General features: G+C 60.6%; 22 protein-coding genes and 1 pseudogene. 13 read left to right on the forward strand and 10 right to left on the reverse strand.

Annotated features, from left to right (window positions below; translation table 11 throughout):
* Positions 1–105: 105 nt before the first annotated feature.
* From ggt to MAFF_RS28525, 5 genes are all read right to left on the reverse strand, one after another.
* On the reverse strand, positions 106–1,692 hold the full coding sequence (gene ggt, locus MAFF_RS28505) for a gamma-glutamyltransferase (RefSeq protein WP_010914477.1): 1,587 nt from the start codon (positions 1,690–1,692) through the stop codon (positions 106–108).
* A 132-nt stretch (positions 1,693–1,824) separates the two neighbouring features.
* Positions 1,825–2,517, reverse strand: coding sequence for an ABC transporter permease (locus tag MAFF_RS28510; protein ID WP_010914479.1), 693 nt, complete (start codon positions 2,515–2,517; stop codon positions 1,825–1,827).
* Entirely contained in the window at positions 2,514–3,227 is a 714-nt protein-coding gene (locus MAFF_RS28515) for an ABC transporter permease (RefSeq protein WP_080511963.1), read from the reverse strand. Before MAFF_RS28515 ends, MAFF_RS28510 begins: the two co-directional genes overlap by 4 nt.
* Before the next feature lie 74 nt (positions 3,228–3,301).
* A complete protein-coding gene (locus MAFF_RS28520) occupies positions 3,302–4,153 on the reverse strand; it encodes a transporter substrate-binding domain-containing protein (protein WP_010914481.1) in 852 nt (283 codons plus the stop codon).
* A 91-nt stretch (positions 4,154–4,244) separates the two neighbouring features.
* A complete protein-coding gene (locus tag MAFF_RS28525; protein WP_010914482.1) occupies positions 4,245–4,907 on the reverse strand; it encodes a GntR family transcriptional regulator in 663 nt (220 codons plus the stop codon).
* Between the two features lie 253 nt (positions 4,908–5,160).
* Here MAFF_RS28525 and MAFF_RS28530 point away from each other — a divergent pair, with 253 nt between their 5' ends.
* The 4 genes from MAFF_RS28530 (at position 5,161) to MAFF_RS28545 (ending at position 11,037) form a co-directional block, all read left to right on the forward strand.
* A complete protein-coding gene (locus MAFF_RS28530; RefSeq protein ID WP_010914483.1) occupies positions 5,161–6,060 on the forward strand; it encodes a LysR family transcriptional regulator in 900 nt (299 codons plus the stop codon).
* Positions 6,061–6,234: 174 nt separating this feature from the next.
* On the forward strand, positions 6,235–8,610 hold the full coding sequence (locus MAFF_RS36720; RefSeq protein ID WP_048894817.1) for an aminotransferase class III-fold pyridoxal phosphate-dependent enzyme: 2,376 nt from the start codon (positions 6,235–6,237) through the stop codon (positions 8,608–8,610).
* 140 nt (positions 8,611–8,750) lie between these two features.
* Positions 8,751–9,848: a polyamine ABC transporter substrate-binding protein gene (locus tag MAFF_RS28540; RefSeq protein WP_010914485.1), complete on the forward strand. Its 1,098-nt coding sequence runs from the start codon at positions 8,751–8,753 to the stop codon at positions 9,846–9,848.
* A 217-nt stretch (positions 9,849–10,065) separates the two neighbouring features.
* Complete coding sequence (locus tag MAFF_RS28545; protein ID WP_010914486.1) at positions 10,066–11,037, forward strand: acetylxylan esterase; 972 nt, start codon at positions 10,066–10,068, stop codon at positions 11,035–11,037.
* A 139-nt stretch (positions 11,038–11,176) separates the two neighbouring features.
* On the opposite strand, the gene MAFF_RS28550 is transcribed toward MAFF_RS28545, so the two are convergent.
* The 4 genes and pseudogenes from MAFF_RS28550 to MAFF_RS41515 form a co-directional block, all read right to left on the reverse strand.
* On the reverse strand, positions 11,177–11,461 hold the full coding sequence (locus MAFF_RS28550) for a DUF982 domain-containing protein (protein ID WP_010914487.1): 285 nt from the start codon (positions 11,459–11,461) through the stop codon (positions 11,177–11,179).
* Between the two features lie 20 nt (positions 11,462–11,481).
* Positions 11,482–11,787 (reverse strand): DUF982 domain-containing protein, encoded by a 306-nt coding sequence (locus tag MAFF_RS28555; protein ID WP_010914488.1) that lies wholly within the window; start codon positions 11,785–11,787, stop codon positions 11,482–11,484.
* 401 nt (positions 11,788–12,188) lie between these two features.
* Positions 12,189–12,392: pseudogene (locus MAFF_RS40915) on the reverse strand (FAD-binding oxidoreductase); the annotation flags it as partial.
* Positions 12,393–12,433: 41 nt separating this feature from the next.
* Positions 12,434–13,255, reverse strand: a complete 822-nt coding sequence (locus MAFF_RS41515; RefSeq protein ID WP_010914490.1) for a helix-turn-helix domain-containing protein — start codon at positions 13,253–13,255, stop codon at positions 12,434–12,436.
* 103 nt (positions 13,256–13,358) lie between these two features.
* Between MAFF_RS41515 and MAFF_RS28570 the strand changes: the two genes are divergently transcribed.
* The 9 genes from MAFF_RS28570 to MAFF_RS38415 all read left to right on the forward strand — a co-directional run bounded on the left by MAFF_RS28570 (position 13,359) and on the right by MAFF_RS38415 (position 24,113).
* A complete protein-coding gene (locus tag MAFF_RS28570; RefSeq protein WP_010914491.1) occupies positions 13,359–14,921 on the forward strand; it encodes an ABC transporter substrate-binding protein in 1,563 nt (520 codons plus the stop codon).
* 75 nt (positions 14,922–14,996) lie between these two features.
* A complete protein-coding gene (locus MAFF_RS28575; RefSeq protein WP_010914492.1) occupies positions 14,997–16,988 on the forward strand; it encodes a CocE/NonD family hydrolase in 1,992 nt (663 codons plus the stop codon).
* A gap of 3 nt (positions 16,989–16,991) precedes the next feature.
* Positions 16,992–17,075 (forward strand): AraC family transcriptional regulator, encoded by an 84-nt coding sequence (locus MAFF_RS38410; RefSeq protein WP_080512115.1) that lies wholly within the window; start codon positions 16,992–16,994, stop codon positions 17,073–17,075.
* A gap of 973 nt (positions 17,076–18,048) precedes the next feature.
* Positions 18,049–19,293 carry an ABC transporter substrate-binding protein gene (locus tag MAFF_RS28585; protein WP_010914493.1) on the forward strand — a complete coding sequence of 415 codons (1,245 nt, stop codon included), beginning with the start codon at positions 18,049–18,051 and terminating at the stop codon, positions 19,291–19,293.
* A gap of 124 nt (positions 19,294–19,417) precedes the next feature.
* Positions 19,418–20,332 (forward strand): carbohydrate ABC transporter permease, encoded by a 915-nt coding sequence (locus MAFF_RS28590; protein ID WP_044551470.1) that lies wholly within the window; start codon positions 19,418–19,420, stop codon positions 20,330–20,332.
* Entirely contained in the window at positions 20,329–21,195 is an 867-nt protein-coding gene (locus MAFF_RS28595) for a carbohydrate ABC transporter permease (RefSeq protein WP_010914495.1), read from the forward strand. Before MAFF_RS28590 ends, MAFF_RS28595 begins: the two co-directional genes overlap by 4 nt.
* Before the next feature lie 18 nt (positions 21,196–21,213).
* On the forward strand, positions 21,214–22,731 hold the full coding sequence (locus MAFF_RS28600) for a DUF5060 domain-containing protein (RefSeq protein ID WP_044549518.1): 1,518 nt from the start codon (positions 21,214–21,216) through the stop codon (positions 22,729–22,731).
* A 16-nt stretch (positions 22,732–22,747) separates the two neighbouring features.
* Positions 22,748–23,815 carry an ABC transporter ATP-binding protein gene (locus MAFF_RS28605; RefSeq protein ID WP_044549520.1) on the forward strand — a complete coding sequence of 356 codons (1,068 nt, stop codon included), beginning with the start codon at positions 22,748–22,750 and terminating at the stop codon, positions 23,813–23,815.
* The gene (locus tag MAFF_RS38415; RefSeq protein ID WP_244420641.1) at positions 23,739–24,113 is read left to right on the forward strand and encodes an RraA family protein; all 375 of its coding nucleotides are present in this window, start codon (positions 23,739–23,741) and stop codon (positions 24,111–24,113) included. Before MAFF_RS28605 ends, MAFF_RS38415 begins: the two co-directional genes overlap by 77 nt.
* Here MAFF_RS38415 and MAFF_RS28610 read toward each other — a convergent pair.
* Positions 24,077–25,405: a four-carbon acid sugar kinase family protein gene (locus MAFF_RS28610; protein ID WP_044551471.1), complete on the reverse strand. Its 1,329-nt coding sequence runs from the start codon at positions 25,403–25,405 to the stop codon at positions 24,077–24,079. The two genes, MAFF_RS38415 and MAFF_RS28610, sit on opposite strands and share 37 nt — an antisense overlap.
* Position 25,406 lies beyond the last annotated feature (1 nt).

Genomic DNA, 25,406 nt, shown 5'->3' on the forward strand with positions numbered 1-25,406 from the left:
CACCGACTATGTTTTAAACGGCTGCTTCTAGAAAGCCCTGGGAATGGTTCCGACCCCGGACAATTGTCCACAACCGGAAGCCGGTTCTCCAATCCCCGAATCACCTCAATACCCCAGCGCCATCCCATCTTTGCGCGGGTCGGAGGCGCCGGTGAGCGTGCCTTTCTCCCAGTCGATCAGCACCGCCTGCCCGCCGCCAAGCGGATGCTGCGGCTCGACGACGCGATGGCCGCGCTTGCGCAGGCCTTCGATCGCCTCGGCGGGAACGTTGCGCTCGGCCTCCACGGTATCGTCATTGTAGAACACGCGCGGCGCATCCAGCGCCAGCTGCGGATCCATGCCGAAGTCGATCATGTTGGTCAGGAGATGGACATGGCCGAAAGGCTGGTAGCCGCCGCCCATGACGCCGAACGGCATCACCACGCGGCCGTTTTTCGTCGCCATGCCGGGCATGATCGTGTGCATCGGCCGCTTGCCGGGAGCGATCGCGTTCGGGTGCGCCGGGTCGAGGCGGAAGCTCGATCCGCGATTCTGCAGCACGACGCCGCTCTTCGGGCCGACGACGCCGCTGCCGAAGGAATAATAGGTCGAGTTGATGAAGGAGACCGCGTTGCGGTCGCGGTCGACGATCGAGATATAGACCGTGTCGCTGCCGGGCAGCTCCAGGCGCGGCAGATGCATCATGGCGCGGTCGCGGTGGATCTCGGCGCGCAGCCTGTCGGCATAGGCGCCGGACAGAAGCTGTTTTATCGGCACATGAACCTGGTCCTGGTCGCCGACGTAGCGGTCGCGATCCTGATAGGCCAGGCGTCCGGCCTCGATCTCCAGGTGCAGGCGCTCGGCGCCATTGGGGTCGAGGCCGCCGAGCTTGAAGCCTGAAAGAACGTTCAGCATCAGCAACGCCGTCAGCCCCTGATTGTTCGGCGGCATCTGGTGGATGTCATAGCCGCCATAGGTGGTGCTGACCGGCGCCACATAGTCGCCTTTGGTCGCGGCGAAATCCTCTTGGCTATGCAGCCCGCCCAGTTCATTGAGCCGGCGCACCATGTCGTCGGCAACGGCGCCTTCGTAAAAACCGGCGCGGCCATGCTTTGCGATTATCCGCAAGGTGGCGGCGAGTTCCGGCTGGCGGTGGATGTCGCCGGCCTTCGGCGCCTGGCCGGCCGGCAGGAAGATGCGCGCGGCATGTTCGTCGGCCGACAGGTCGATCTCCGGGTCCGCCCAGTCGAAGGCGACGCGGTCATGCACGACATAGCCGTTCTCGGCGTAGTGGATGGCCGGCGCCAGAACCTCGGCAAGGTCCTTGCTGCCATGGTCCTGAAGCAGCCGGCACCATGCGTCGATGGCGCCCGGCACGGTCACCGCGTGCGGCCCCTGTTTCGGAAGCTCGCTGAAACCCCTGTCCAGATACCAGTCCACGGTCGCTGCCGCCGGCGCTCGGCCCGAGCCGTTGAAGGCCAGCACGTCGCCTTGTCCCTTCGGGCAGTAGAGGACAAAGCAATCGCCACCAATGCCGGTCGACTGCGGCTCGACGACGCCCTGCACGGCGGCGGCGCAGACGGCGGCGTCCATGGCGTTGCCGCCGGCACGCAGCATCTCGATCGCCGCCAGCGTCGACAGCGGGTGCGATGTCGCCGCGACCGCTTGCGTGGCACGAACCGGCGAGCGGCCGGGAAACTGGAAATCACGCATTCTGTTTTTCAATCCCTTGGTCTGCTGGATGCGACGTTACCGCCATCGCTTGACACGACACGGCAGCGCGTCGCTCGGCTTTTCGACAGCGGCGCATGCCGCCAGATCTCCTCGTCATGACACCGGCACTTTTCATGCGCGGACCCGGTAGGGCGTCAGCCGAGTTTCCAGCGCGTTCAGCGCCGAGATGATTGCGAAGTTGAGGGTCAGATAGATCGCACCGGCAGCCACGAAAACCTCCACGGCGCGATAGGTCTGCGAAATGAGCCCTTGCGCGATACCGGTGATCTCCATGAGGGTAATGATGGATGCAAGCGACGTGCCCTTGACCATCAGGATGATCTCGTTGGTGTAATTCGGGATCGCATTGCGAAGGGCCAGCGGCAGCACGATTAGCCGCAGCGTGAGCAGCTTCGACATGCCGGAGGCTGTAGCGGCCTCGGTCAATCCTCGCGGCACGGCCTTGATTGCGCCGCGCAGGATTTCGCTTCCATAAGCTGCTTCATTGAGACTGAGCGCCACGATGGCGCACCAGTACGGCTCCCGGAAGAGCCACCAGATTCCGATCGCCTGGAGCGACGGGCGAAACTGGCCGAGACCATAGTAGATGAGGAAGATCTGTACCAGCAGGGGGGTGCCGCGAAAGACTGCAACGAAGGCACGGATGGGCCATATCACGATGCGGCGATTTCCCTGTTGGGCGAGCGCCAGCAGCAATGCCAAAAAGAAGCCGATGACCATCGAGGCTGTTGTAAGCAGCAGTGTCAATGGCAGGCCAGCAAGCAGGACGGGAATGATCTCGAGAAAGAAGGCGAAGTCGATCACGCGTGAACCATGCCTCTCCAGGCCCGTGCCTCACTAAAACGGAAGACGGAAGCGGTCACGACGGCGATGACGAAGTAGAGCGCGGCAGCGGCAACATAGAAGATGAAAGGTTCTCGTGTCGAACCCGCTCCGATCTGCGCCTGGCGCATCAGTTCGACGAGGCCAATGACGGAGATCAGCGCCGAGTCCTTCAGCACCAACTGCCAGACATTGCCGAGGCCCGGCAGCGCGTGGCGCATCAGTTGCGGCACGATGACAAGGCGCAACGATTGATATCGAGACAGGCCAAGCGCCTTGCAAGCCTCGAACTGGCCGCGATCCACGGCCTGGTAGGCGCCGCGATAGACTTCCCCCTGATAAGCCCCCGATATGATGCCGATCGCCAGGACACCGGTTGCAAACGTCGGCAGCCCGACGAAGCCATCGCTGCCAAACAATGTGCCGATCTGCGTCAGGGCGATGCTGCCGCCATAGTAGAGGAGGTAGATCGTCAGCAAGTCTGGCACACCGCGAAATACAGTGCCGTAGACATGGGCGAGCCAGGCAGGGACGCGGCGGGAAGACAGGCGACCGGCCGCGGCCGTGGCGCCGAGGGCCGCACCGAGGATAAAGCCGAGAACGGACAGTGCAAGCGTAACACTGGATGCGGCGAGCAGAGCTGCTCCCCAGCCGCCCTGCTGAAAACCCAAAATATGCATAATATTGGTCATGTAAGTCATAGCCTTTCAGCGCGCTGCCCGACGCGGACGGCTCGCTCCGCCGCGCCGGGCAGGTTCGCCCGCACCTACTTCATCGGCGTCACATCGGTTTTCACCCATTTCTCCGAGATACGCTTGATGGTGCCGTCGGCTATAGCTCCGTCGATTGCCGCATTCAGCATCTCCTTGAGCTTAGTGTCTTCCTTGCGCAGCCCCGCACCGGTTCCACGACCGAAAAGGCCGCCCACAAAGCCCGGTCCGGCAAGGGTGTAATGGGCAAATTCAGGTTTTGAGAGTGTCGCGGCGAGCGCCGTCCGCTGCGCGAAAAGAGCGTCGACGCGGCCGGCGGCGAGGTCGAGATCATGTTGTTCGGTGGTCTTGTACTCGCGGATTTCCACCGTGTCGCCGAAGTACTTCTTGACGAAATCGAGCATCATCGTGGCCGCCTGGACGCCGACCACCTTGCCTTTCAGCAGCGGCTTCAATTTCTCGATCGCGGCCTTGGAAGCAGCCTCGTCGTCCAGATTGAACTTCTCCGCGGAAACACCGAGCTTGCCAAGCTCGCTGTCCTTGGCAACGGCGAATCCACCTGGATCGACCGCATAAGGCTGGGTGAAATCTATGGTTTCGAGCCGCTTCGGAGTGATGAACATGCCGGCCATGATCACATCGAACTTGCCGACCTTCAGCGACGGAATAAGACCGTCCCAGTCCTGAGCGATGATGGTGCATTTGACCTTCATCCGTTCGCAAAGATTGTTAGCGAGCTCGATCTCCAGTCCGTCGAGCTTGCCGTCCGCGTTGGTGAAGTTCCACGGAGCGTAGGCGCCCTCAGTGGCGATGGTTATGGACTTGGGCGCATCTTCGGCAAACGCTGTGTGCATGAAGCCGAACATGCTGAGTGCGGCCGCGGCTACGGCCAAACGATTGAATTTCATTTGGTTCCCCTTTTTTTGATAGGCTGATTGAACTCTTCCCGCGCCCGGCCGCATTGCCGGTTCGAGGCCACTCCTGCCCGGCCGGCTTTCGTCACCGGCTGGGACTCACGAACTCGGCCAGCAGCGGCGCCGTGCCGAGAACATGTTCCTGCATCACCTGTTCCGCGTGATGTGCGTCGCCCGAGCGCAAGGCAGCGATTACGGCGGCATGCTCCTCGCGCGCGGAAAGCGGTTTGTTACAATCGTCGAACCAGATGCGCATGTAAGGCTCGATGACCACATGCAGCGCCGATATCTGGTGGATCAGCTTGGGCCTCTGGCTCAACGCACAGATGCGGCCATGGAATTCCTGGTGGCGGACGACCCAGTCGCCGCCGCCGCTCTGGCCCGCACGCTCCATGCGCTCGAGCAGGCGGTCGAGCTCCTCGAACTCCTCGTCGTCGATCCGGGGCACCGCCAGCCTGACGGCGAGTCCCTCCAGAACCGAGCGAATCTCGAAAATCTCGAAAAGCTCATCGACAGTGAGGCCCGCGACCACGCATCCCCGATTAGGACGAAGGACCACCAGCCCGTCGGAGGCCAGGCGCCGAAAGGCTTCCCGCACCGGCATGCGGCTCATGCCGATCTCGGCGGCAATTTCCTCGGGAATGAGCCTGTCGCCCGGTTTGTAGCGGCCGAGGCGAAGGGCTCTCTGAACGTGATTGTACGCCTCTACTTCCGCAGTGGCGGACATCTCTGGAAAGTTCGTCGGCATGGGACCTCAAAAAGTATTTTTGTATCCACGTATCATCAAAGCCGCATTTTGATGCATCGTCAATACCCCGTGACGCACCGCAGCGGCCCGGAGATCCGATGGGCTGGTTCGGACGTGAGGAAGGAACTGCAAGAACCCGGGCGACGTCTCGATCGGTCGCTTCCGGCTTCCGGAATCAAGGCCGTCCTCAATACGGGAAGCCACAGTATGTCTGCCGAATTGCCTTCCCACTCGTTTGGTGCAATCTGCCTTCATGAAGATATCGGGGTCCGATCTCCATCTGTTTCGCGTCTTTGAAAGCGTGGTCCGCAATGGCGGCATGACCGCAGCTCAGATGGAGCTGTCGCTTAGCCAACCTACGGTCTCCAACCATCTGACCGCGCTTGAACAGCGGCTCGGCGTGAAGTTGTGCGAACGGGGGCGTCGCGGGTTTTCGCTGACGGAGGAAGGGCGGCGGGTTTACGAAATAAGTATGGAAATCACCGGGATGCTGGACGCCGGTTCGGCCCGGCTTTCGCGTGTCAGAAGCGCTTTGGCGGGAAAGGTCGGCGTCGGCATTGTCGACTGCCTGGCGACCGACCCAAGTTTCCGGCTTGCCGACGCAATTGCCGAGCTTTCCAAAGCTGCACCGGAAATCGAGCTAGATCTCAAGATCATGCGCCCCAACGACATAACGAAGGCGGTGGCGGAAAACGAAATAGACATTGGGATAGGTGGCTCCGACATCAAGGTCGCAAGCGTGCAATACCAGATCCTCTACCACGAGGAGCACGCGGTATTTTGCGGTTCGTCGCATCCCTTGTTTCGCCGAAATGACGAGACGATTACGAGTGCGGAATGCTACGGCCATCCATGGGTAGAGAGAGGCTATTGGTATGGTATTCGGCGTCACCGGTTCGACACCGCAGCCTCGAACCGGGTAACCTTCGATATTGAGGCGCAGCTTCTGATGGTCCTGTCGGGCGCCTACCTCGGGGTCCTGCCGATACACTTTGCCCGCGTGTTCGAACAGCAGGGGCGTCTTCGCCGACTTCCCCTAGCCGACGAGGCTTATTCCGCTGACATCGATGTCGCCACGCGAACAGGCGAGCAGGCCGCCAACGTCGCCTATGTCCGCGACGCGATCATCAGGGCGCATCGGATGCATTTGTAAAAACCAATATATCGGTTCTCTGAATGATATTCTTGCTACGCCGATGGAGGTCTAGCCTCTGGCACGGCTGGCGAACCGCTGCGCAAAAATGCGCACCTGCGGACTTCTCTGCCAAACGTGCAACTTCGAATTGGTTGCCACGTCGGGTGTCGATATTTGGCCTTAAGGTATGGAATGAGCACGGACGCTCTGCTGTTTCGCAACCTTCCTAGTTTTTCGCCGGAAGCGGTCAGGCGCCTCGTGGCCACCCGGTACGGGATCGACGGGACGTACAGGCAACTGGCTTCCGAGCGCGATCTGTCGTGGCGGATCGACGGCACCGATGGCCGCGACGTCGTCGTCAAGATATCCAACATAGGCGAACCTGAAGGCGTCGTGGATATGCAGGTCAAAGCCCTGAACCATATTTTCGAGCGCGATCCGTCTCTGCCGGTGCCTCGCGTCGTTCCCTCCCTCGCCGGCGCGCCATATGAGTGGATCGAGGACGAGCGCGGCTCCCGGCACATGTTGCGTGTGCTTACCTTCCTTCCGGGAAAGGTCATGGAGCAGGTTGAGGAAGCCTTTTCCACCGCCACTCGGTTCAACATAGGAGCGATGGTAGGACGGCTGGCCTATGCGCTGCGCGATTTTTTTCATCCGTACGCCGGCAGCAATGCGCACCTCTGGGACATTTCACGTGCCCTGGCCTTGCGCCCGCAGACAGCAAAGGTCTCCGACCGCAGGCTTCGGCAATTGTGCGAGGAAATCTTCGAGCGCGCCGAGCGCTTTACCCTTCCGCAATTGTCGAAGACACGTCGCCAAGTCGTGCATCAGGATTCGCATGGCGGCAATGTCCTGGTCGATCCCAAGGACAGTACATCGCCGGTGGGCATCATCGATTTTGGCGATATGGGCCACAATTCCATTGTCGCGGACATTGTGACCGCTTCCGAGACTTTCGCGGACTTCGATGACGATCCGATCGTCTACCTTTGCGACGTGACATCTGGTTTCGATTCGACATACCCGCTTGAAGAGAACGAGGTCAATCTCCTTTTCGATGCGCTGCTTCTGCGCCTCGCCATGGCTACCGTGATTGTCGAGGCGAGGGAGGCCACCAGTGAATCCGGCATCCCGCATATCGAAAACGCCGGCCAATATCCTCGAATGATGGAGTTGCTGAACCGGCAAGGCCGCGCAGAGGCGGTGCGCCGGCTTCGCCAGGCATGCCGGTTTCCGGTGTACGGCGCCTTGAGCAAGGATGGCGAGCATCTCACATATGACTATGACGTGCTCAGGCACGAGCGCGAAGCTCACCTGGGACCAATATGGCATTTCTACGCCAAGCCATTGCACATTACCCGCGCCCGCGGAGCCTGGATGTATGCCGCCGATGGCACTGCCTATCTGGATGTCTACAACAACGTCCCCCAGATCGGTCATTGTCATCCGCATGTGGCGAAGGCGATCTACCGCCAGGCCAGCGCGCTGAACACCAATACCCGGTATATGTGCGACGTAGCCGTCGAGTACGCGGCGCGCCTGACCGCCGACCTGCCTGATCACCTCGACACCTGCATCTTCGTCAATTCGGGCAGCGAAGCCAACGACCTGGCGATGCAGATAGCCATGTCACTTAGCAGGCAGGATGGGGGTCTGATAATTGACCAAGCTTACCATGGATGCACGGAGCTGACGACGGCCCTGTCCAATGAAAGCTGGCGTCATCTTCCCGCTGACGAGCACCCCAAACGCATTGAGACCCTGACGGCCCCGGATATGTATAGGGGCCCTTTTTCCCGCGACCGCCAAGCAGCAGCCAAATATGCTGCCGACGCCGACAGGGCGATAGCCGCCTTGCGCGAAAGAGGCCACAGGCCGGCAGCATTCATGGTCGACACTGCCCTATGTTCGAGCGGGGTGCTGCGGGCGCCTGAAAACTACTTCAATCTTGTCGCGGAAAAGGTCCGGGCGACGGGCGGATTCGTCATCGCGGACGAGGTGCAGGCAGGTTGTGGCCGCATGGGAGCTTTTTGGGGTTTCCGGGCAAACGGGCTCAAGGACGAAAACATCGATTTCATAACAATGGGCAAGCCGGTTGGAAACGGCCACCCCCTTGGCGTCGTCATTCTCAGCTCGGAACTGATGAAGCGGTTCCTCAATGGCACCTACCCGCTGTTGTTCAGCACATTCGGCGGCAACACCGTCGCGTGCGCGGCCGGGATGGCTGTGCTGGACGTCCTTGAGCGAGAGGACCTGATCAAGCGGGGCGCCGCCATCGGGGAGTATCTACGCCAGGAGCTTGGGCGCCTGGCCGAACAGCACCCCGCGATCGGCGACGTACGCGGGCTTGGAATGATGGCTGGCGTGGAATTGGTGACGGATCGCCTGACGAAGGAGCCGGCCATCACACTGACCGAGCGACTCATTGCCGACATGCTTGCCCGCAACATCCTCATCGGGAAAGGCACGCCCAACACGCTCAAGCTACGCCCCCCGCTGATTTGGTCGCGCGACGAAGTCGACATCTTCGTCGACGCTTTCGATGACAGCTTGAGAAAGCACCAATGAGGCCGCCAATGCCTTTGCTGGAGAATGGGTGACAGTCTCGCAGACAATCGGGAGGGAAGGGCAACGCCACTCTCCTTGCCTTCGAGAATGGAGCAACGGCCTGCCACCAGAATGGCGGGCGCCACAACAGGAGAATCTTCATGAAGAAGGAGCTACTCGGACTGGCTGTCACGATGACGGCCGTCCTGTTTTCCGCAGGCGTCTCGTTGGCGCAGGACAAGGTCGTCAACGTCTACAACTGGTCTGATTATATCGACAGTTCCATCCTTGATGATTTCACCAAGGAGACCGGCATCAAGGTCGTCTATGATACGTTCGATTCAAACGAAATTCTTGAAACCAAGTTGCTTGCCGGCGGCTCCGGCTATGACGTGGTTGTCACGACCGGACCGTTCCTGGCCCGCCAGATTCAGGCCGGCGTGTTCCAGAAGCTCGACAAGTCCAAGCTGCCGAACCTCAAGAACATGTGGCCCGACGTGATGGCTCGCCTGGCCAAGTATGACCCGGGCAACGAATATGCCGTCAACTATATGTGGGGCACCACCGGCATCGGCTATAATGTCGACAAGGTGAAGGCAGCGCTCGGCGACGTGCAGATCGACAGCTGGGACGTGCTCTTCAAGCCAGAGAATGCGGCCAAACTAAAGGACTGCGGTATCAATATCGTCGATGCTCCGGAGGAGACCGTGGCCGTTGCCATGAACTATCTCGGCAAGGACGGCGACAGCAAGAAGAAAGAGGACCTCGAAGCCGGCGGTGACATCTACACGAAAATCCGGTCCTACGTCCGCACCTTCAACTCTTCTTCCTACATCAACGATCTGGCGAATGGCGATAAATGCATCAGCATCGGCTGGTCGGGCGACGTGCTGCAGGCCAAGAACCGCGCCAAGGAAGCCAAGAACGGGGTCAACGTCGAATACCTGATCCCCAGGGAAGGCACCTATATGTGGTTCGATAACCTGGCGATCCCCGCCGACGCCAAGCATGTCGATGAGGCACACGCCTTCATCAACTACCTGATGCGGCCGGAAGTCATTGCCAAGTCAACCAACTATGTCCAGACGGCCAACGGCAATCTCGCCTCGCAGAAATTCATCGACGAAGCGGTGTTGAAGAACCCGTCGGTTTATCCGCCGCAGGAAACGCTGAAGAAGCTCTTCACGATTTCTCCGTACGGATCCAAGGAGCAGCGCGTCCTCACCCGCCTCTGGACGCAGATCAAGACGGGCAGCTAAACGGGCTATGGATGGGGCGGTCGCCGCCCCATTTTCCAGCGGCGCCCCCGAGGTGCGGGTCTGTCGCCACACTGATAGGCATGCGCAGAAGAATGGCGGGGACATGCCGGAATCTCTTGGCGGGTAACGCGCAGATTGACACCCGCGGGCGGATCCGAATGCGGAGCCATCCATATCAAATCGCCGACTTTGCTTCGAATTAAAATTGGGAGGAACAATGCCGTTCCCGGATCTGATCCAGCCCGAACTGGGCGCTTATGTCAGCAGTGTCGGCATGCCGGACGACTTTGCCCAATTCTGGACGTCGACCATCGCCGAGGCTCGCCAGGCCGGCGGTGAGGTCAGTATCGTGCAGGCGCAGACGACACTGAAGGCGGTCCAGTCCTTCGATGTCACGTTTCCAGGATACGGCGGTCATCCAATCAAAGGATGGCTGATCTTGCCGACGCACCACAAGGGGCGGCTTCCCCTCGTCGTGCAGTATATCGGCTATGGCGGCGGCCGCGGCTTGGCGCATGAGCAACTGCATTGGGCGGCGTCAGGCTTTGCCTATTTCCGAATGGATACACGCGGGCAGGGAAGCGACTGGAGCGTCGGTGAGACCGCCGATCCCGTCGGCTCGACCTCGTCCATTCCCGGCTTTATGACGCGTGGCGTGCTGGACAAGAATGACTACTATTACCGGCGCCTGTTCACCGATGCCGTGAGGGCGATAGATGCTCTGCTCGGACTGGACTTCGTCGATCCCGAACGCATCGCGGTTTGCGGTGACAGTCAGGGAGGCGGTATTTCGCTCGCCGTTGGCGGCATCGACCCGCGCGTCAAGGCCGTAATGCCCGACGTTCCATTTCTGTGCGACTTTCCGCGCGCTGTGCAGACTGCCGTGCGCGATCCCTATTTGGAAATCGTTCGCTTTCTGGCCCAGCATCGCGAAAAGAAGGCGGCAGTCTTTGAAACGCTCAACTATTTCGACTGCGTCAACTTCGCCCGGCGGTCCAAGGCGCCGGCGCTGTTTTCGGTGGCCCTGATGGACGAAGTCTGCCCGCCCTCTACCGTGTATGGCGCATTCAATGCCTATGCAGGCGAAAAGACCATCACAGAGTACGAATTCAACAATCATGAAGGCGGGCAAGGCTATCAAGAGCGCCAACAGATGACGTGGCTCAGCAGGCTGTTCGGTGTCGGCTGATGTTGGCTGCCCAGCACGTTTCGCGGCATCGCAGGCTCGCGCCGGCCATTTGTATTGAGCGGCGTTGACGTCAGGTGGGTCGTGCCGCTTAAGGAGGCTATGCGGACGAGGCGGCGTAGAACGCCGCCTCTGCCCCTGATCAGACATGCCTTGGTGAAGCTCTGCCGCTCCCGAAAGGCATTGGTTCATCCTCCACAAGGATGTCCTTCTTGCGGGCAAAGGCGACGAAAATGCCTCTTGCCGTTTCACTATCGACATCACCCGCCAAGGCGGCCTTGCAAGCGCGAATTGCTGCTTTCTGTTCCGGGCTGTTGCCGCACCAATCGACGGCGAACTGGTAGGCGTCGGCGACAGTGTTCAGTTGACGGGGAAAGCCCAGTCCGACCCAGACGCGGACCGGCTTTTCGAAGGAGCTGGACAGCATGGCGACCTCCCTCAGGCAACTTAAGCAACCACTCCGCCACCTTGGCCGCGATTGCCGCGGACCATCCAAGGCAAGGCAGTGGTCACTTCCTCATGGATATTGGCCGAATTTGCGAAGCCACAGAAGGCCTCCCTGGCGGTCGTCAGCGGATAGTCGCTGTCGAAGGTTCGCTGGCAGGCGCGCAGCGCGGTTTCATAAATGGTGCCGCGTCTGCTTTTGGGCCACTCGTAGAGAAATTCCAGGGCGTCCTCGATACAAGCGATTTCCTGGACGAGACGGTTCCCATTCTTCACGAAAACCGAGCTGTCGAATATCCGATCGTTCATAGGATCCTCCAAGTCGAACGAACAACTGAATTTTTAATGGGCCGGGACCGACAGCGGCCCGCCCGGCGAGCGATATGGGTTTGTGGATTTTGATCGTCAAGGGCTCAGACGGGGTCTCCAACAGAATGGCCCGCCCGTACGAGCGAACCCGAGTCGCGAAGCCGTGTTGGGTATGTGGCTTTTTATACGTGCACGAACGCTGGCCGGGCGCCGAACTGTCCTCAGCTTCACGCTGGACAGACACCGAGGTGAGGACCAGCCTTCCGGCACAGGTCAGCGCAACTCAGAAACTCCGCGCGCGTCGTGCCGGTTTGTATAGGAAGCGTGCTCGCAGATCGCCAGTACTGGTGACTTGCCTGCCCGCCGCTCGATCGCGCGAGTGGAACATTAGATGATCGTACTCACTTCGCGCATCCTTCTTTAAACGTATTGTCCAGGAACCGCGGACGGTTGGCGACGACCTTACCCGGGTTCATGATCCCGTGAGGATCAAGTGCTGTCTTGATCGCCCTCATGACTTTCATCTTCCCGGGATCGCCATAGCGGTCTAACAGGTCCAGCTTAGAGCGCCCGATACCGTATTCCGCGCTGAACGTTCCCCCCAATGCGCGAAGCACCTCCGCGATGAGCCGCACCCTGTCGCGGCTCAGGGAGGCGCTCGGCGATCCGGTCTTGGTGCCTGCACAGGCGCGGCGGCAACCGGCTGGGCCTCGGTCAGGAAAGACAGCACGGCCGGGGGTAGTGTTGCGGAATTGGGCGCATAGATGCCGCAACGCGATATAAGACTCCTCTTGTTGACGCGTTTCCCCAGATAGTGCCAGACGGTGCGGGTGGCGTAGGGCAGATTGTTGGCTCGCCACGATATGCCCATAGTAATGCCCCGCAGGTAACGCCGCTGGTACGTTTCGAACGGCATGAGGATCGTCTGTCCAAAGGTAGGGGCCTCGCCGCGCGTCAGTTCCGTCAGGAAGATGCGCTCGTGGCGATACGCCGCGAGCCCGACGTACCGTGAACGCTGCACGATGCCGTTTTCGGTATCTTCGATGCGCTCAAGCGTGGAAACCAGAACTTGTCCGCCATTTTCGCGCAAGTGAGCGCAGGCGCAGACGATCCGGTCAGGCCAAGACAGCGATGTGTGCCACGCCTGGTAGAATCCGAGATAGGGTTCGAGTGCATGCAGGTCGCCCGGAAAGGCATCCGCTAGCGGGCCTGTAAGGTCGGCGTGTCGGCGCCGCTCGCCCAATTTGCTGCGGAACACGCCCGGAGGAAGGTCGAAATCGACTGGTTCGAGGCCGAAGGCTGCCGCGATCGTCAGGAGATTATGGGCGGAAGGAAGGGTTCCTCCATTGAGATAGCGGTTGAACTGCTGCCGGTTGATACCGATGGTGCGGCATAGATCGGATACCGATCTGTGGGTGCTGCAGGCAAGCCTCAGGTTGTTGCTGAAATTGGCCCATGGCTTGCTCATGGAGCCAGTATAAACTCGCTTAAAAACGCTTCAAGCGACGAAATTGCGCTGACCCGGGCTCGGCCTAGTATCGGCCACAAGGCTTCACTCCAAGGGGAACCCAATGAGCGCTTCCAGCATGTTATCGAGTCTCTCACGCCGTGATCTTCTTCAAGCGGGTGTGGCTCTAGGCCTTGTCGCAGCCGCAGGCCCGCTGGCGTCACCGGCCGCGGCGCAAACGCCAGTGCGCGGCGGACAGTTGCGGCTGGGGCTCGATGGCGGCGCTTCCGCCGACACGCTCGACCCGGCCCTGGCGTCCGCCAGCGTCAATTTTGTGATCGCGCATTGCTGGGGCGATACGCTGGTTGAATCCGATCCCAAAACGGGCGCGGCGGTTCCCTCGCTGGCCGAATCCTGGTCTCCATCGGCCGACGCCAAGGAATGGACCTTCAAGATACGCAAAGACATTCGTTTCCACGATGGCAAGGCATTAACTGTTAGCGATGCAGTCGAGACCTTGCGCCGCCACGCGGGAAAGAAATCGCAATCGGGCGCACTCGGCCTGCTGTCCGGGATAGACCGCATCGAGGAACGCTCGGGCGACATGGTGGTGACGCTGAAGGAAGCCAATGCTGACCTGCCGCTGATATTTACGGATTATCATCTTCAGATACAGCCGGGCGGCGGCGTGGAAAAACCTGCGGCAGCGATCGGCACCGGTCCCTACAAGCTGGCTGCATTCGAGCCGGGCATTCGCGCCGCTTTCGAAAAAAACGAGGACGACTGGCGCCAGGACCGGGGCTACGTCGACAGCGTACTTATTACCGTGATGAACGACCTGACCGCGCGGACCAGCGCCTTGCGGTCCGGTCAGGTCGATTTCATCAGCACCGTCGAACCCAAGGTCGTGCCGCTGCTGAAGCGGGTTCCGGGCGTCGAGATCCTGCGCACCTCCGGCAAGGGGTTCTATTCCTTCCTGATGCATTGCGACACCGCGCCCTTCGACAACAATGATCTGCGTCTGGCGCTCAAATATGCGATAGACCGCGAGGCTATCCTCAAGGGGGTTCTGGGCGGGTTCGGCACCATTGGCAATGATTACCCGATCAACGCCAACTATGCGCTCGCGCCTGCCGACATAGAGCAGCGCAATTACGATCCCGACAAGGCTGCATTCCACTTCAAGAAGTCCGGCCTTCAAGATCCAATCCTGCTGCGCACCTCGGAAGCGGCGTTCCCCGGCGCAGTCGATGCGGCCCAGCTTTTCCAATTGAGCGCGGAAAAGGCCGGTATCAAGATCAATGTGCAGCGCGAGCCGAGTGACGGCTACTGGTCGGAAGTCTGGAACGTCAAGCCGTTCTGCACCTCCTTTTGGGGTGGTCGTCCGACGCAGGATGCGCGCTATTCCACGTCCTACGTTTCCAACGCGGAGTGGAACGACACCCGCTTCAAGCGGCCCGACTTCGACAAGATGGTGGTTCAGGCGCGCGGTGAACTGGATGAGACCAAGCGGCGCGTACTCTACCGTGACATGGCGCTGATGGTGCGAGATGAGGGCGGCCTGATACTGCCGGTGTTCAACGACTTCATCAACGCCTGCACGAGCCATCTCAAGGGTTTTGTTCCCGATATTGGCAATGACTTTTCCAATGGCCGCATCGCCAGCCGGGTCTGGCTGGAGGCTTGAACCGGGAAATGATCGTGCCTTTCCGGCGGCGGGATAGTGTGCTTGCCACCGCGTGGAGGTTTTGTGGTTGATCGCATGACGAACAGGAATGTCCGTGTCATTGAAAATGAGTGGATCGTCCTGAAAGACGGCACCCGGCTCGCCGCGCGCATCTGGATGCCCGAAACGGGTCCTGGCGGGGTGCCGGCTGTGCTCGAATTCCTGCCTTATCGCAAACGCAACGGCACCGCCGCGCGTGACGAGTCCACCTATCCGGTCTTCGCCGCGGCCGGCATCGCGGGCGTGCGTGTCGACATTCGCGGTTGCGGAGAATCCGACGGCGTGATCGATGGCGAATATACCGCGCGCGAGCTAGCCGACGCCGTCGAGGTTATCGAATGGATCGCTGCGCAGGACTGGTCGAACGGCAATGTCGGCATGATGGGAATTTCCTGGGGCGGGTTCAACGCGCTTCAGGTCGCGGCTCTCAAACCACCTGCTCTCAAGGCCGTGATTTCACTGTCGTCCACCGTCGACCGCTACAATGACGACATCCACTACAAGAATGGCGCGCACCTGTCGGCGCAACTGTCATGGGCGGCGACGATGACTGCGTTGCAGTCGCGGTCCCCCGATCCCGATCTCGTCGGAGAACGCTGGCGCGACATGTGGCTCGAGCGCCTGGAAGGCGAGCCGTTCTTCATGGAGGAGTGGCTGTCCCACCAACGCCGCGACGACTTCTGGCGTCACGGTTCGATCTGCGAGGACTTTGACGGTTTTTCCGTTCCCGCACTGGTGATTGCCGGATGGGCCGACGGCTACCGTAACACGCCCTTGAAGGCGGTCGCCGGGATGCCGGAAATGGCCTGGGGCCTGATCGGTCCATGGGTTCACAAATATCCGCATTTTGCTGATCCGAAGCCCCGCGTCGATTTTCATGCCGAGGCAATTTCATGGTGGCGGCATTGGCTGTGCGCAGAAGACAACAAGGTGGAGCATGCGCCGAGGCTGCGTGCCTATATCCTGGACGGGCCGCGACCCGGCCGCCGGCGCGAGACCGACCCGGGCTATTGGGTTGCCATGGACAGATGGGACGTCCCCGACACACTCGCCTTTACCTTGGACGCTTCGGGCAGGCTCGCCCGGAGCACTTCATCGCATGCTGAAGGGAAAGCTCTCCTGCACTCTCCTCAGGATACGGGCACCGCTGCGGGAGAGTTCTTCCCGCGCAGGCCGGATTCCGAAACGGCCGGCGACCAGCGTGTCGACGATGCTGGCTCGCTCACCTTCGACAGCGCCGTCCTTGCCGAGGAATGCGTCGTGTTTGGCCAGCCGCTCGCAAAACTGTCGCTTTCCAGTGATGCCAACTTCGCCAACCTCGCCGTCAGGCTCGTCGACGTCCATCCCGACGGTGCGGCGACGCGCGTCAGCTACGGTGTGCTCAACCTGGCGCATCGAAACGGCAATGCCGAACCACAGCCTCTGAAGCCGGGCGAGACGGTCGAAATCGAGTTGGTGCTCGATGCGTGCGGCTACCGTTTTGCGCCCGGCCACCGTCTGCGTCTGTCCTTGTCGAGCGCCTATTGGCCGACGATCCTGCCCCAGCCCTGCGACGCGACGTTGACGATCGATCTTGCCACGCTCCGATTGGAACTGCCGCTGCTTGGCGAGCATCGCAGGGTCGAAATCCCGCAGCCATCCAATCCCGATCCTCTGCCCCGTTACGAAGTCCTGACAGACGGATCGTCGGACCGCTCTGTTGAACGCGATCTGCAAAATGGCGTGACGCGCTATCGGGTGCATGAGGACACAGGTCTTAGCCGCCATCCGGGCAACGGCTTGTGCACGCGCGACATCCGGCAGGAGGTATGGTCGATAGCGCCCGATAACCCGCTATCGCTGACGGCAGAGATCCGCTGGACGTGCTGTGCCGAGCGGGAAGGCTGGCGAACGCAGAGCCATTGCACCATGCATCTCTCCTGCACGGCGACCGAATGGGTGGTTACGGAGCGGGTTGAAGCACTGGAGGCCGGCCGCAAGGTGTTTGAGCGCGAGCGCAATTCCCGCATACCGCGTGACCTCATGTAATAGATCGCCTATCGCTGCGGCTGCGGCAATGCCGGGCATTTCAGCCGGGTGTTTCGCCGGCACACCGGCATCACCCCAACCGAGTAAGGCATCCGAATCGATGCGCAAGCGGCTCTACCAACGCGTGAACTAATGGTGACGTGAGTTCGTAATCGGATGGAGCTGCTCCAACTCCGATTTCTGCTCGATACTCCCGAAATCCGAGATGCCGCTATATCCCCAAGCCCGGAATTAATCTCGTTCATCGTCCTTAGGTTCGCTAGCCCATACGAGAGAATACGAGGGGTTGGCGAACCATCCGCTACGTATTGACTTCTTGTCGAAAACGATGACCCTCCGGGCCCACCATAACCATTTATCTTGCAGCGAAAAAATGTCACTATCTGAAGCAGGATGACGGTACTTTTCGAGGCGACGAACACACCTCGTCGAAAGCCGAAAAGTGCAAAAATCGCCCGAATGGTCTCGATTGTTGGTGAAACCTCAGAATATTTTATGCAGCGATTTTCGCTTTAAAATCAACAGCGTGATTTTGTGACGGTTCTGGTGTCGGACTTGCACACTGCTAAAGGTCATTTGACAGTAATTTCAACGAGTTATACGCTGTTTGAACAATTGAGTGGGAGTGATTCAGACCCACTCAACGCCACCGAAAACACGCAAATCTGCGACGTAACATCCTGAAATAGATCCTTCCAGGAACAATCAGCGACAATCGGTACGCAGAGATTGGCTTTGACGGAGCTCTTGACGGACTTTCCGCCTATTGCCCGCCGCAAAGCCGCATACCCACTGGTCGGGATCGTGTTCGGGTTCGAGACGGCGGAGATGTGCGGAAAGCTCACGGCCGATAAAGTATCGTTGAGTCTGGCAAGGTCCCTGTCGAGTTCTCCACAAGGCGCCGCAGCCATCTATCAAGATCCGTTCCTAAACTGGAACGCTCGGATTTCGTCGATGCCCTGGCCAAACATCCTGCTCTTCATCTCATCATACCAGTTGACATGATGATGGTTCCCGCTAAGGTTCGGCGGATGCGGATACACGGTCAAGGGAGGAGACTATGCAAACATCGAGGAAACTTCGGCGCGTAGCGCTTTTGGGCGCCATCGCCACGGTGGTCGCTGGCGCGGCGTCGGCGCAAGAGGTCAAGGTCTGGACCCTGACCTTCGCCAATGATTCCGCCAACAAGGCATGGGCTGACATCGTCAAGGAATTCGAGGCTGCCAATCCTGGTGTCACCATCAAGGTGGAAGGCCGCGGCACCGATGAACACAAGTCGGCGCTACGGGTCGCCTCGGGTTCCGACCAGGGACCGGACATCTATTTCATGTGGGGCGGCCTTGGCCTTGGCGGCGAATTCGTCAAGGCGGGACTCAGCCTGCCGCTCGACAAATACTACGCCGAATACAAATGGGACGATGAACTGCTCTCACCGGCGCTTTCCTTCTCTAAGCAGTATGAGGGTGGCAGGCACGGCGTGCCCTACACATTCCACGGCGAGGCGCTCTATTACAACAAGGCGCTGTTCGAGAAGGCCGGTATTACCACGGCCCCCGCGACCTATGATGAACTTGTCGCGGACGCCGAGAAGCTGAAGGCCGCCGGCATCCCGGCAATCACCTTTGGCGGAACCGTCAACTGGCACGTCATGCGTCTCATGGACATGATCCTGGAAACCAAATGCGGGGTCGACAAGCATGACCGTCTGATGAGCATGAAAGTGAGCTGGGCCGAGGAGGCCTGCGCCACGGCCTCCTTCGAGGAGTTCCACAAATGGACATCGAATTACACGCTGAAGCCGTTCATGGGGATCGATCAGGCGCAATCGTTCAATCTCTTCCTAGGCAATCGAGCCGCCATGATGCTTGAAGGCGACTGGCTGGTGGGGCAGCTCAAGGGTGAAAACCGCACCGCGGATTTCGGCCTTTTCCCGTTCCCGACCGGTACTGACCGCCTCTACGGCTTCGCCGAGTACAACTACATTTCGAGCAAGAGCAAAGTTCCCGACATCGCCGCCAAATTCCTGAACTATCTCGAATCCACCGACGTGCAGCAAAAGCACCTTGGCGATTTCGGTTCGATCTCGGTCAACAAGAACGTCAAGTACACGAGCACCGAACCGCTCGACCAGAAATGGATCGAGATCTTCGGCAAATTCCCGTCGACGTTCGTCAATGGCGACCAGGCCTTCCCGCTCGACGTCACCACCGAATACTTCCGGGTGATCAACGAGGTCGCCAGCGACAATCTCGATCCCAAGGCTGCGGCGGCCGAGCTGCAGAAATTCATCGGCAATCGCAGCTGATATTGAACCTCGTGATGGCCGGCCCCGACAAGCCACAGGCCGGGGCCGGCCAGCCGATTCTCTTGCACCGCTCCTGGGATGATACATGGCTGTGAACATTTCCGCCGCCGATCGCCATGCGCGAATGCCAGCCCGGTCAGGCCAGCTTGGCCGGAAACTGCAGGATCCGACCCTGCAGGGACTGATGCTGTTGGCGCCCGCGGTGCTGGCCTACGCAGTCTTTGCCTTCTATCCGATGATCGACGTCATCCAGCTCAGCTTCATGAAATGGAATGGACTGAACGCCGACAAGCATTGGGTGGGGCTCGACAACTATCGCTACGTGCTGCACGACGATCCGGTGTTCTGGGTCGCCTTGAAGAACACGCTGATCTGGACGTTCCTGTCGGTCATCTTCCCGCCGCTGATCGGCTTTGGGTTGGCGCTCGGCCTGAACCAGAACATCCCTGGCCGCTCGCCGCTGCGCGCCCTGTTCTACATGCCTGTGATCATCGCCCCGATCGCGGTGGCAACCATGTGGCGCTGGATGTTCGACCCTTTCTTCGGGTTGTTCAACAGTTTGCTCTCCGCAGCCGGATGGCCCAACCTGATCCAGGATTGGCTGGGCGACCGCAACGTCGCGCTCTATTCGGTCTTCATAGCCTATGTCTGGGAGGTCGCGGGCTTCTCGATGGTGTTGTTCCTGGCCGGGCTGCAAGGGGTTTCGCAGACGCTGGTCGAAGCCGCCCGCATCGATGGCGCAGGACGCCTCCAGCTGTTCCGCTACGTGACGCTGCCGGCGCTGAGGCCCACCATAACCATCGTCCTGATCCTGTCGCTGATCAACTCGCTGAAAGCCTTCGACATCGTCTACGGGATGACCGGCGGCGGGCCGGCGCAATCGACGCAGATGCTCGCCATGTGGGCCTATACGCAAGCCATGCAACTCGGTGACTTCGGCCGTGGCAGCGCCATCTCCGTCGTGCTCTTGCTCATCACCGTTGCCATCGTCATCCCCTATTTGCGCTGGACGCTCAAGCGGCAGGAGGCCTATCAATGAGCGGCGTGGCCAGCCCCTTTCGCCAGGCCGGCGCGGAGCGGGTGGATCCGCTGCTGGTGGCATTGTGGATCGCGCTGATCATCGTCGCCGTGGTCTGGATCGCTCCGTTCATCTTCATCATCTTCACGTCGCTGAAATCGAACGCCACGGTGATGGGGACCGGCGCATTCTCGCCGCCCACCAGCCTCGCCTGGGAGAATTTCACCAATGCCTGGCGGCGCGGCGATTTCGGCACAACGGTCGTCAACAGCACCATCATCACCATCATCAAGGTGCCGCTCGGGCTGATGATATCGGCCATGGCCGCCTATTCGCTGAGCCGCATCCAGATCTGGGGACACAAGGTGGTCTTCCTTGCCATCGTGTTTGGCACGATGATCCCGTTCCAGGTGATGCTGGCGCCGATCTTCAAGCAGGTGAACAGCTTCGGGCTGATCAACACCTATGTCGGCATCATCCTGCCCTATCTCGCCTTCGGCGTCCCTTACCAGGTCTTCATCCTGCATGGCTTCTTCAAGGAAGTGCCTAAGGAGCTCAGCGAGGCGGCGCTTATCGACGGTGCGTCGCATTTCACCGTGTTCCGGCGCATTTTCCTGCCGGTGTCGCTGCCGGTGCTTGCGGCGCTGCTGATCCTCGACTTCGTCGCCACCTGGAACGAGTTCGCCATGGCGCTGGTCATCTTGCAGGATCCGGACCGCTGGACGTTGCCGCTCGGCCTGATGTCGTTCCAGAGCCAGTTCGCCCGCGACTACGGCCAACTCAACGCGGCGATCGTCATGACGGTGCTGCCGGCGGCGATCGTCTACCTCATCTTCCAGCGCTACTTCGTCTCGGGGCTGACTTCAGGCGCGGTCAAGGAATAGCAACGCAAGGAACCACGCATGGCCGACGGCACGACAGTCGAGAAATGGGACATATTCGAGATCGCACTGAAGGGGCCCGCGGACGGCAATCCCTTCGTCGAGATCGAGTTGTCCGCCAGCTTTTCGCAAGCGAACCGCAGCGTCGCGGTTTCAGGCTTTTACGATGGCGACGGCACCTACCGAATCCGTTTCATGCCAGACAATGAAGGCAGCTGGAGCTATGTCACGCACTCCAACATCCCGTCGCTGGCGGGCAAGAGCGGTGCCTTCGAGGCGACGGCACCATCGGCGGGCAACCACGGTCCGGTGCGCGTGCGCAACAAGTTCCATTTCGCCTACGCCGACGGCACGCCCTACTTCCCATTCGGCACCACTTGCTATGCCTGGACGCACCAGCCGCTCGACATGCAGGCCGAGACGCTGGCGACCTTGAAGAAAGCGCGCTTCAACAAGCTGCGCATGGGTGTCTTCCCCAAGGACTATCCCTTCAACACCAATGCGGCGCTGCACGCGATCTTCGAGACAGGGGCGGACGGCAAGGAAGATTTCGACCGGCCGAACCCCGTCGCGTTCCGCCATTTCGAGGCGCAGGTCGGCGCGTTGCGTGATCTCGGCATCGAAGCCGACATCATCATCTTCCATCCCTATGACCGTTGGGGCTACGCCAACATGAGCGCGGCCCAGGATTTCCGCTATGTCGCCTACCTCGCCGCACGGCTTGCCGCCTACCGCAACGTCTGGTGGTCGCTGGCCAACGAGTACGATTTCCTGCTCGACACCAAGCCGATGGCGCAGTGGGACCGCTACTTCCATATCCTCGAGGAAAACGACCCCTACCAACATCTGAAATCGATCCACAATGGCGAGCAGTCGATGAATTTCGACCACCGCAAGCCATGGGTCAGCCATGTCTGCATCCAGAACTGGGATGTGAAACGCACGCCCGAATGGCGCGACGCCTACGGCAAGCCGGTCGTCAACGATGAACCCGAATATGAAGGCAACATCGTCTTCCCATGGGGCAACATCAGCGCCGAAGAACTGGTGCACCGCTTCTGGCTCACCGTCATGCGCGGCGGCTATGCCGGGCATGGCGAAACCTACATGCACCCCCAGGATCTGATCTGGTGGGCCAAGGGCGGCCGGCTTCACGGCGAGGCGTGGAAGCGGATCGGCTTCCTGCGCGACCTCATCGAAGAGGACGTCAGCAATGGGTTGGAGCCGATGGGCCACAACAGTGCCTGGCCGTGGAGCCGGGTCTCCGGCGCCAGCGATGGCGATCTTCGCTACATCTATCTCGGCGAGCATCAGCCGGTCATCTGGTCTACCGGCCTACCGCTCGAAGATGGCGACTACGACGTCGATGTGATCGATGCCTGGAAGATGACCGTGACGCCCGCCACGAAAGTGGCGGCGCCAATTCCGCATCCAACACGCCATGGCTCGGTCGTGCGCGGGGGCAAGGCGGACGCTGCTTTCGGGGTCGAGTTACCCGGCAAGCCCTACCAAGCCATCCGCGTCAGGCCACGGCGCTAGTAAACGGGGTTACAAGATGTCTTCTGTCCAGATTGTCGACGTGAAGAAGTCCTATGGTGCGACCCCCGTGATCCATGGGGTCAGCGTCGACATCGAGGACGGTGAATTTGTCATTCTGGTCGGCCCTTCGGGCTGTGGAAAATCGACGCTGCTGCGCATGATCGCCGGGCTCGAAACCATCTCGGGCGGAGAGATCTCGATCGGCGAGCGGGTGGTCAACCATCTCCAGCCAAAGGAACGGGACATCGCCATGGTGTTCCAGAACTATGCGCTCTATCCGCAGATGACCGTCGCGCAGAATATGGGTTTCGCCCTCGAGCTCGCCGGCGCCAAGAAGGCCGAGATCAAGGAAAAGGTAGATACGGCGGCATCGATCCTGGGGCTGCAGCCGCTGCTCGCGCGTTATCCGCGCCAGTTGTCCGGCGGCCAGCGCCAACGGGTCGCCATGGGCCGCGCCATCGTGCGCGATCCCAAGGTGTTCCTGTTCGACGAACCGCTGTCCAACCTCGACGCCAAGCTGCGCGTGCAGATGCGCACCGAGATCAAGGCGCTGCACCAGCGGCTCAAATCTACCATCGTGTATGTCACCCACGACCAGATCGAGGCGATGACGATGGCCGACAAGATCGTGGTGCTCAACGGCGGCAGGATCGAGCAGGTTGGAAGCCCGCTCCAACTCTATGACCGGCCGGTCAACATGTTCGTCGCCGGCTTCCTTGGATCGCCGGCGATGAATTTCATCGAAGGAACAGTGCGCGACGATCCGCATCCCGGCCTCGAACTGGACAACGGATCAATCATCCCGCTGTCAGCCATTCCCGCCGGCGCCGCAGGGCGGCGCCTCGTGCTGGGCGTGCGTCCGGAGGACATTCATATCGACAGCGAAACCGGCGCCGCGGCGAAGGTGATCGTCGTCGAGCCGACGGGCGCCGAGACGCATCTTTCGGTCGAAATGGCGGGCCATGAACTCGTCTGCGTGCTGCGCGAACGCGTCACTTTGAAGCCGGATGAGACTGTCATGCTTTCCGTACGAAAGTCGGCAGTGCATTTCTTCGATCCGGCGTCGGGAAGCCGTATCGGATGATGTTTGCGATGGGCCCGTCCGGGATGTTCGAGGCGTGGTTTTGCCAGCCACGCGGCAGCGTGTTCATCGTCGCGACCGGGGGTTCGTCGCGGGCTGCTGGGATGAGGTGCTGACAGTTGCCGTCGAGGTCGCCGGCGTTGCCGGGCTAGTGATCAACCGCGGCGTGCGCGACATCGCGGCGCTGACCACACGGCGTTTTCCCGTCTTTTGCCCCGGAACGGCGCGAGCCGCAGTGGCGTTATTTGCCGCTAGGCAATCCCGTCAATCTCCGAGGCCGTCGCGAATGGCGCCAAAATAGCGATCGGTTCCGACCTGGCCGCCCTTCAGCGCGATTTCGAGGCCGTCGACCTCGCCGCCGCCATGGGCAAGGCAGAGCGGCGAACCCGGTGATTGCGGCAGTGGCATGCGCACGGTCAGTGCGTCGATGGACAATTGTCCCAGCGCATGGCTGGAGGTGTCTCCGCCGGCGATGACCGCGCGCCGGAGTTTCTGGTCGACGACCAGCCGGCGCAGAATGTCGCCGAGCGCCCGGCCGAGCCGGTTTCGCGCACCTTCAATATGCTCGATCTCGGCACTGCGATCGGCCTGGGGACCAAGGGCGGTGTAGAGGATGACGCTGCGCCCTGCCGTGAGACTCGCCAGGCCGCTCGCTACGGCACGTTCGATTGCCTCGCCGGCGCTGTCCGAAACCAGCTGCATGGTATCGATCTGGACGCCGTCGAACCCATGGGCGAGCGCGAAGCGGATCTGCTTCTCGGTGGTCGGCGACACACTGCCCGAGACCACCGCGAGCCGGTCCACCGGACCGGGCGGCGCGAAGGACGCGTGCCCCGCGGCGATGCCTTTGCCGGCCCATTCGGCGAGCAGCGCATATTCGACGCCCGAGGATCCGACGACGAAACCATTGCCTTGTTCGCAAATCCGCCAGATCTGTTCGCCGACGCGCCTCTGCGTCTGGTGGCTTTCGACGTCGAACAGGACGATTTCCTTGTCCTGCAAGGCCTGGTCGACCGTCTGGGAAAGGTCATTCGCCTGCAGCGCTGCCAGGTCGACAAGGCCAGAACCGAGATCGGTCTGGCGATGGAGGTGGATGAGGAGATCAGCCTCCTTCATAGGTGTCACCGGATGCCGGCTCATGACCGGATGCCGGTCGATACGGAAATAGGTGCCGCGAAACGCCGCGAAGAGGTTGCCAAATGCCGTGTAGCGTTTGAGCTGAGGCGCCCCGACAACCACCGGCACGCTCTTCTGGTCGAAGACGCGCCGGCCGATCTCGATGGCGCGGCCAATGCTGCCGATTGCCGGGCTGGAATCGAAGGTCGAGCAGATCTTGTAATGGCAAACCGTCGCTTTGAGGCTTCTTAGCCATCTAAAGGCAGGCGCCAGATTTTCGTCCATCCATTGCGGCGTCTCGCTGCGGCTCGTGCCAGCCAGTCCCACGGCGCGGCAATGCGCAAACCGCGCTAGCAGCTGCTGGTCGGGTTGACGCATGAACAGCACGGTCGGCACGCCGCCAAGCTCGAGCGCTTCCATGACGTCGGTCGAGCCAGTGAGGTCGTCGCCATAGTAGCTAAGCATCAGGTTCTGCATC

The sequence above is a fragment of the Mesorhizobium japonicum MAFF 303099 genome (genome assembly GCF_000009625.1).
Lineage (GTDB): Bacteria > Pseudomonadota > Alphaproteobacteria > Rhizobiales > Rhizobiaceae > Mesorhizobium > Mesorhizobium japonicum.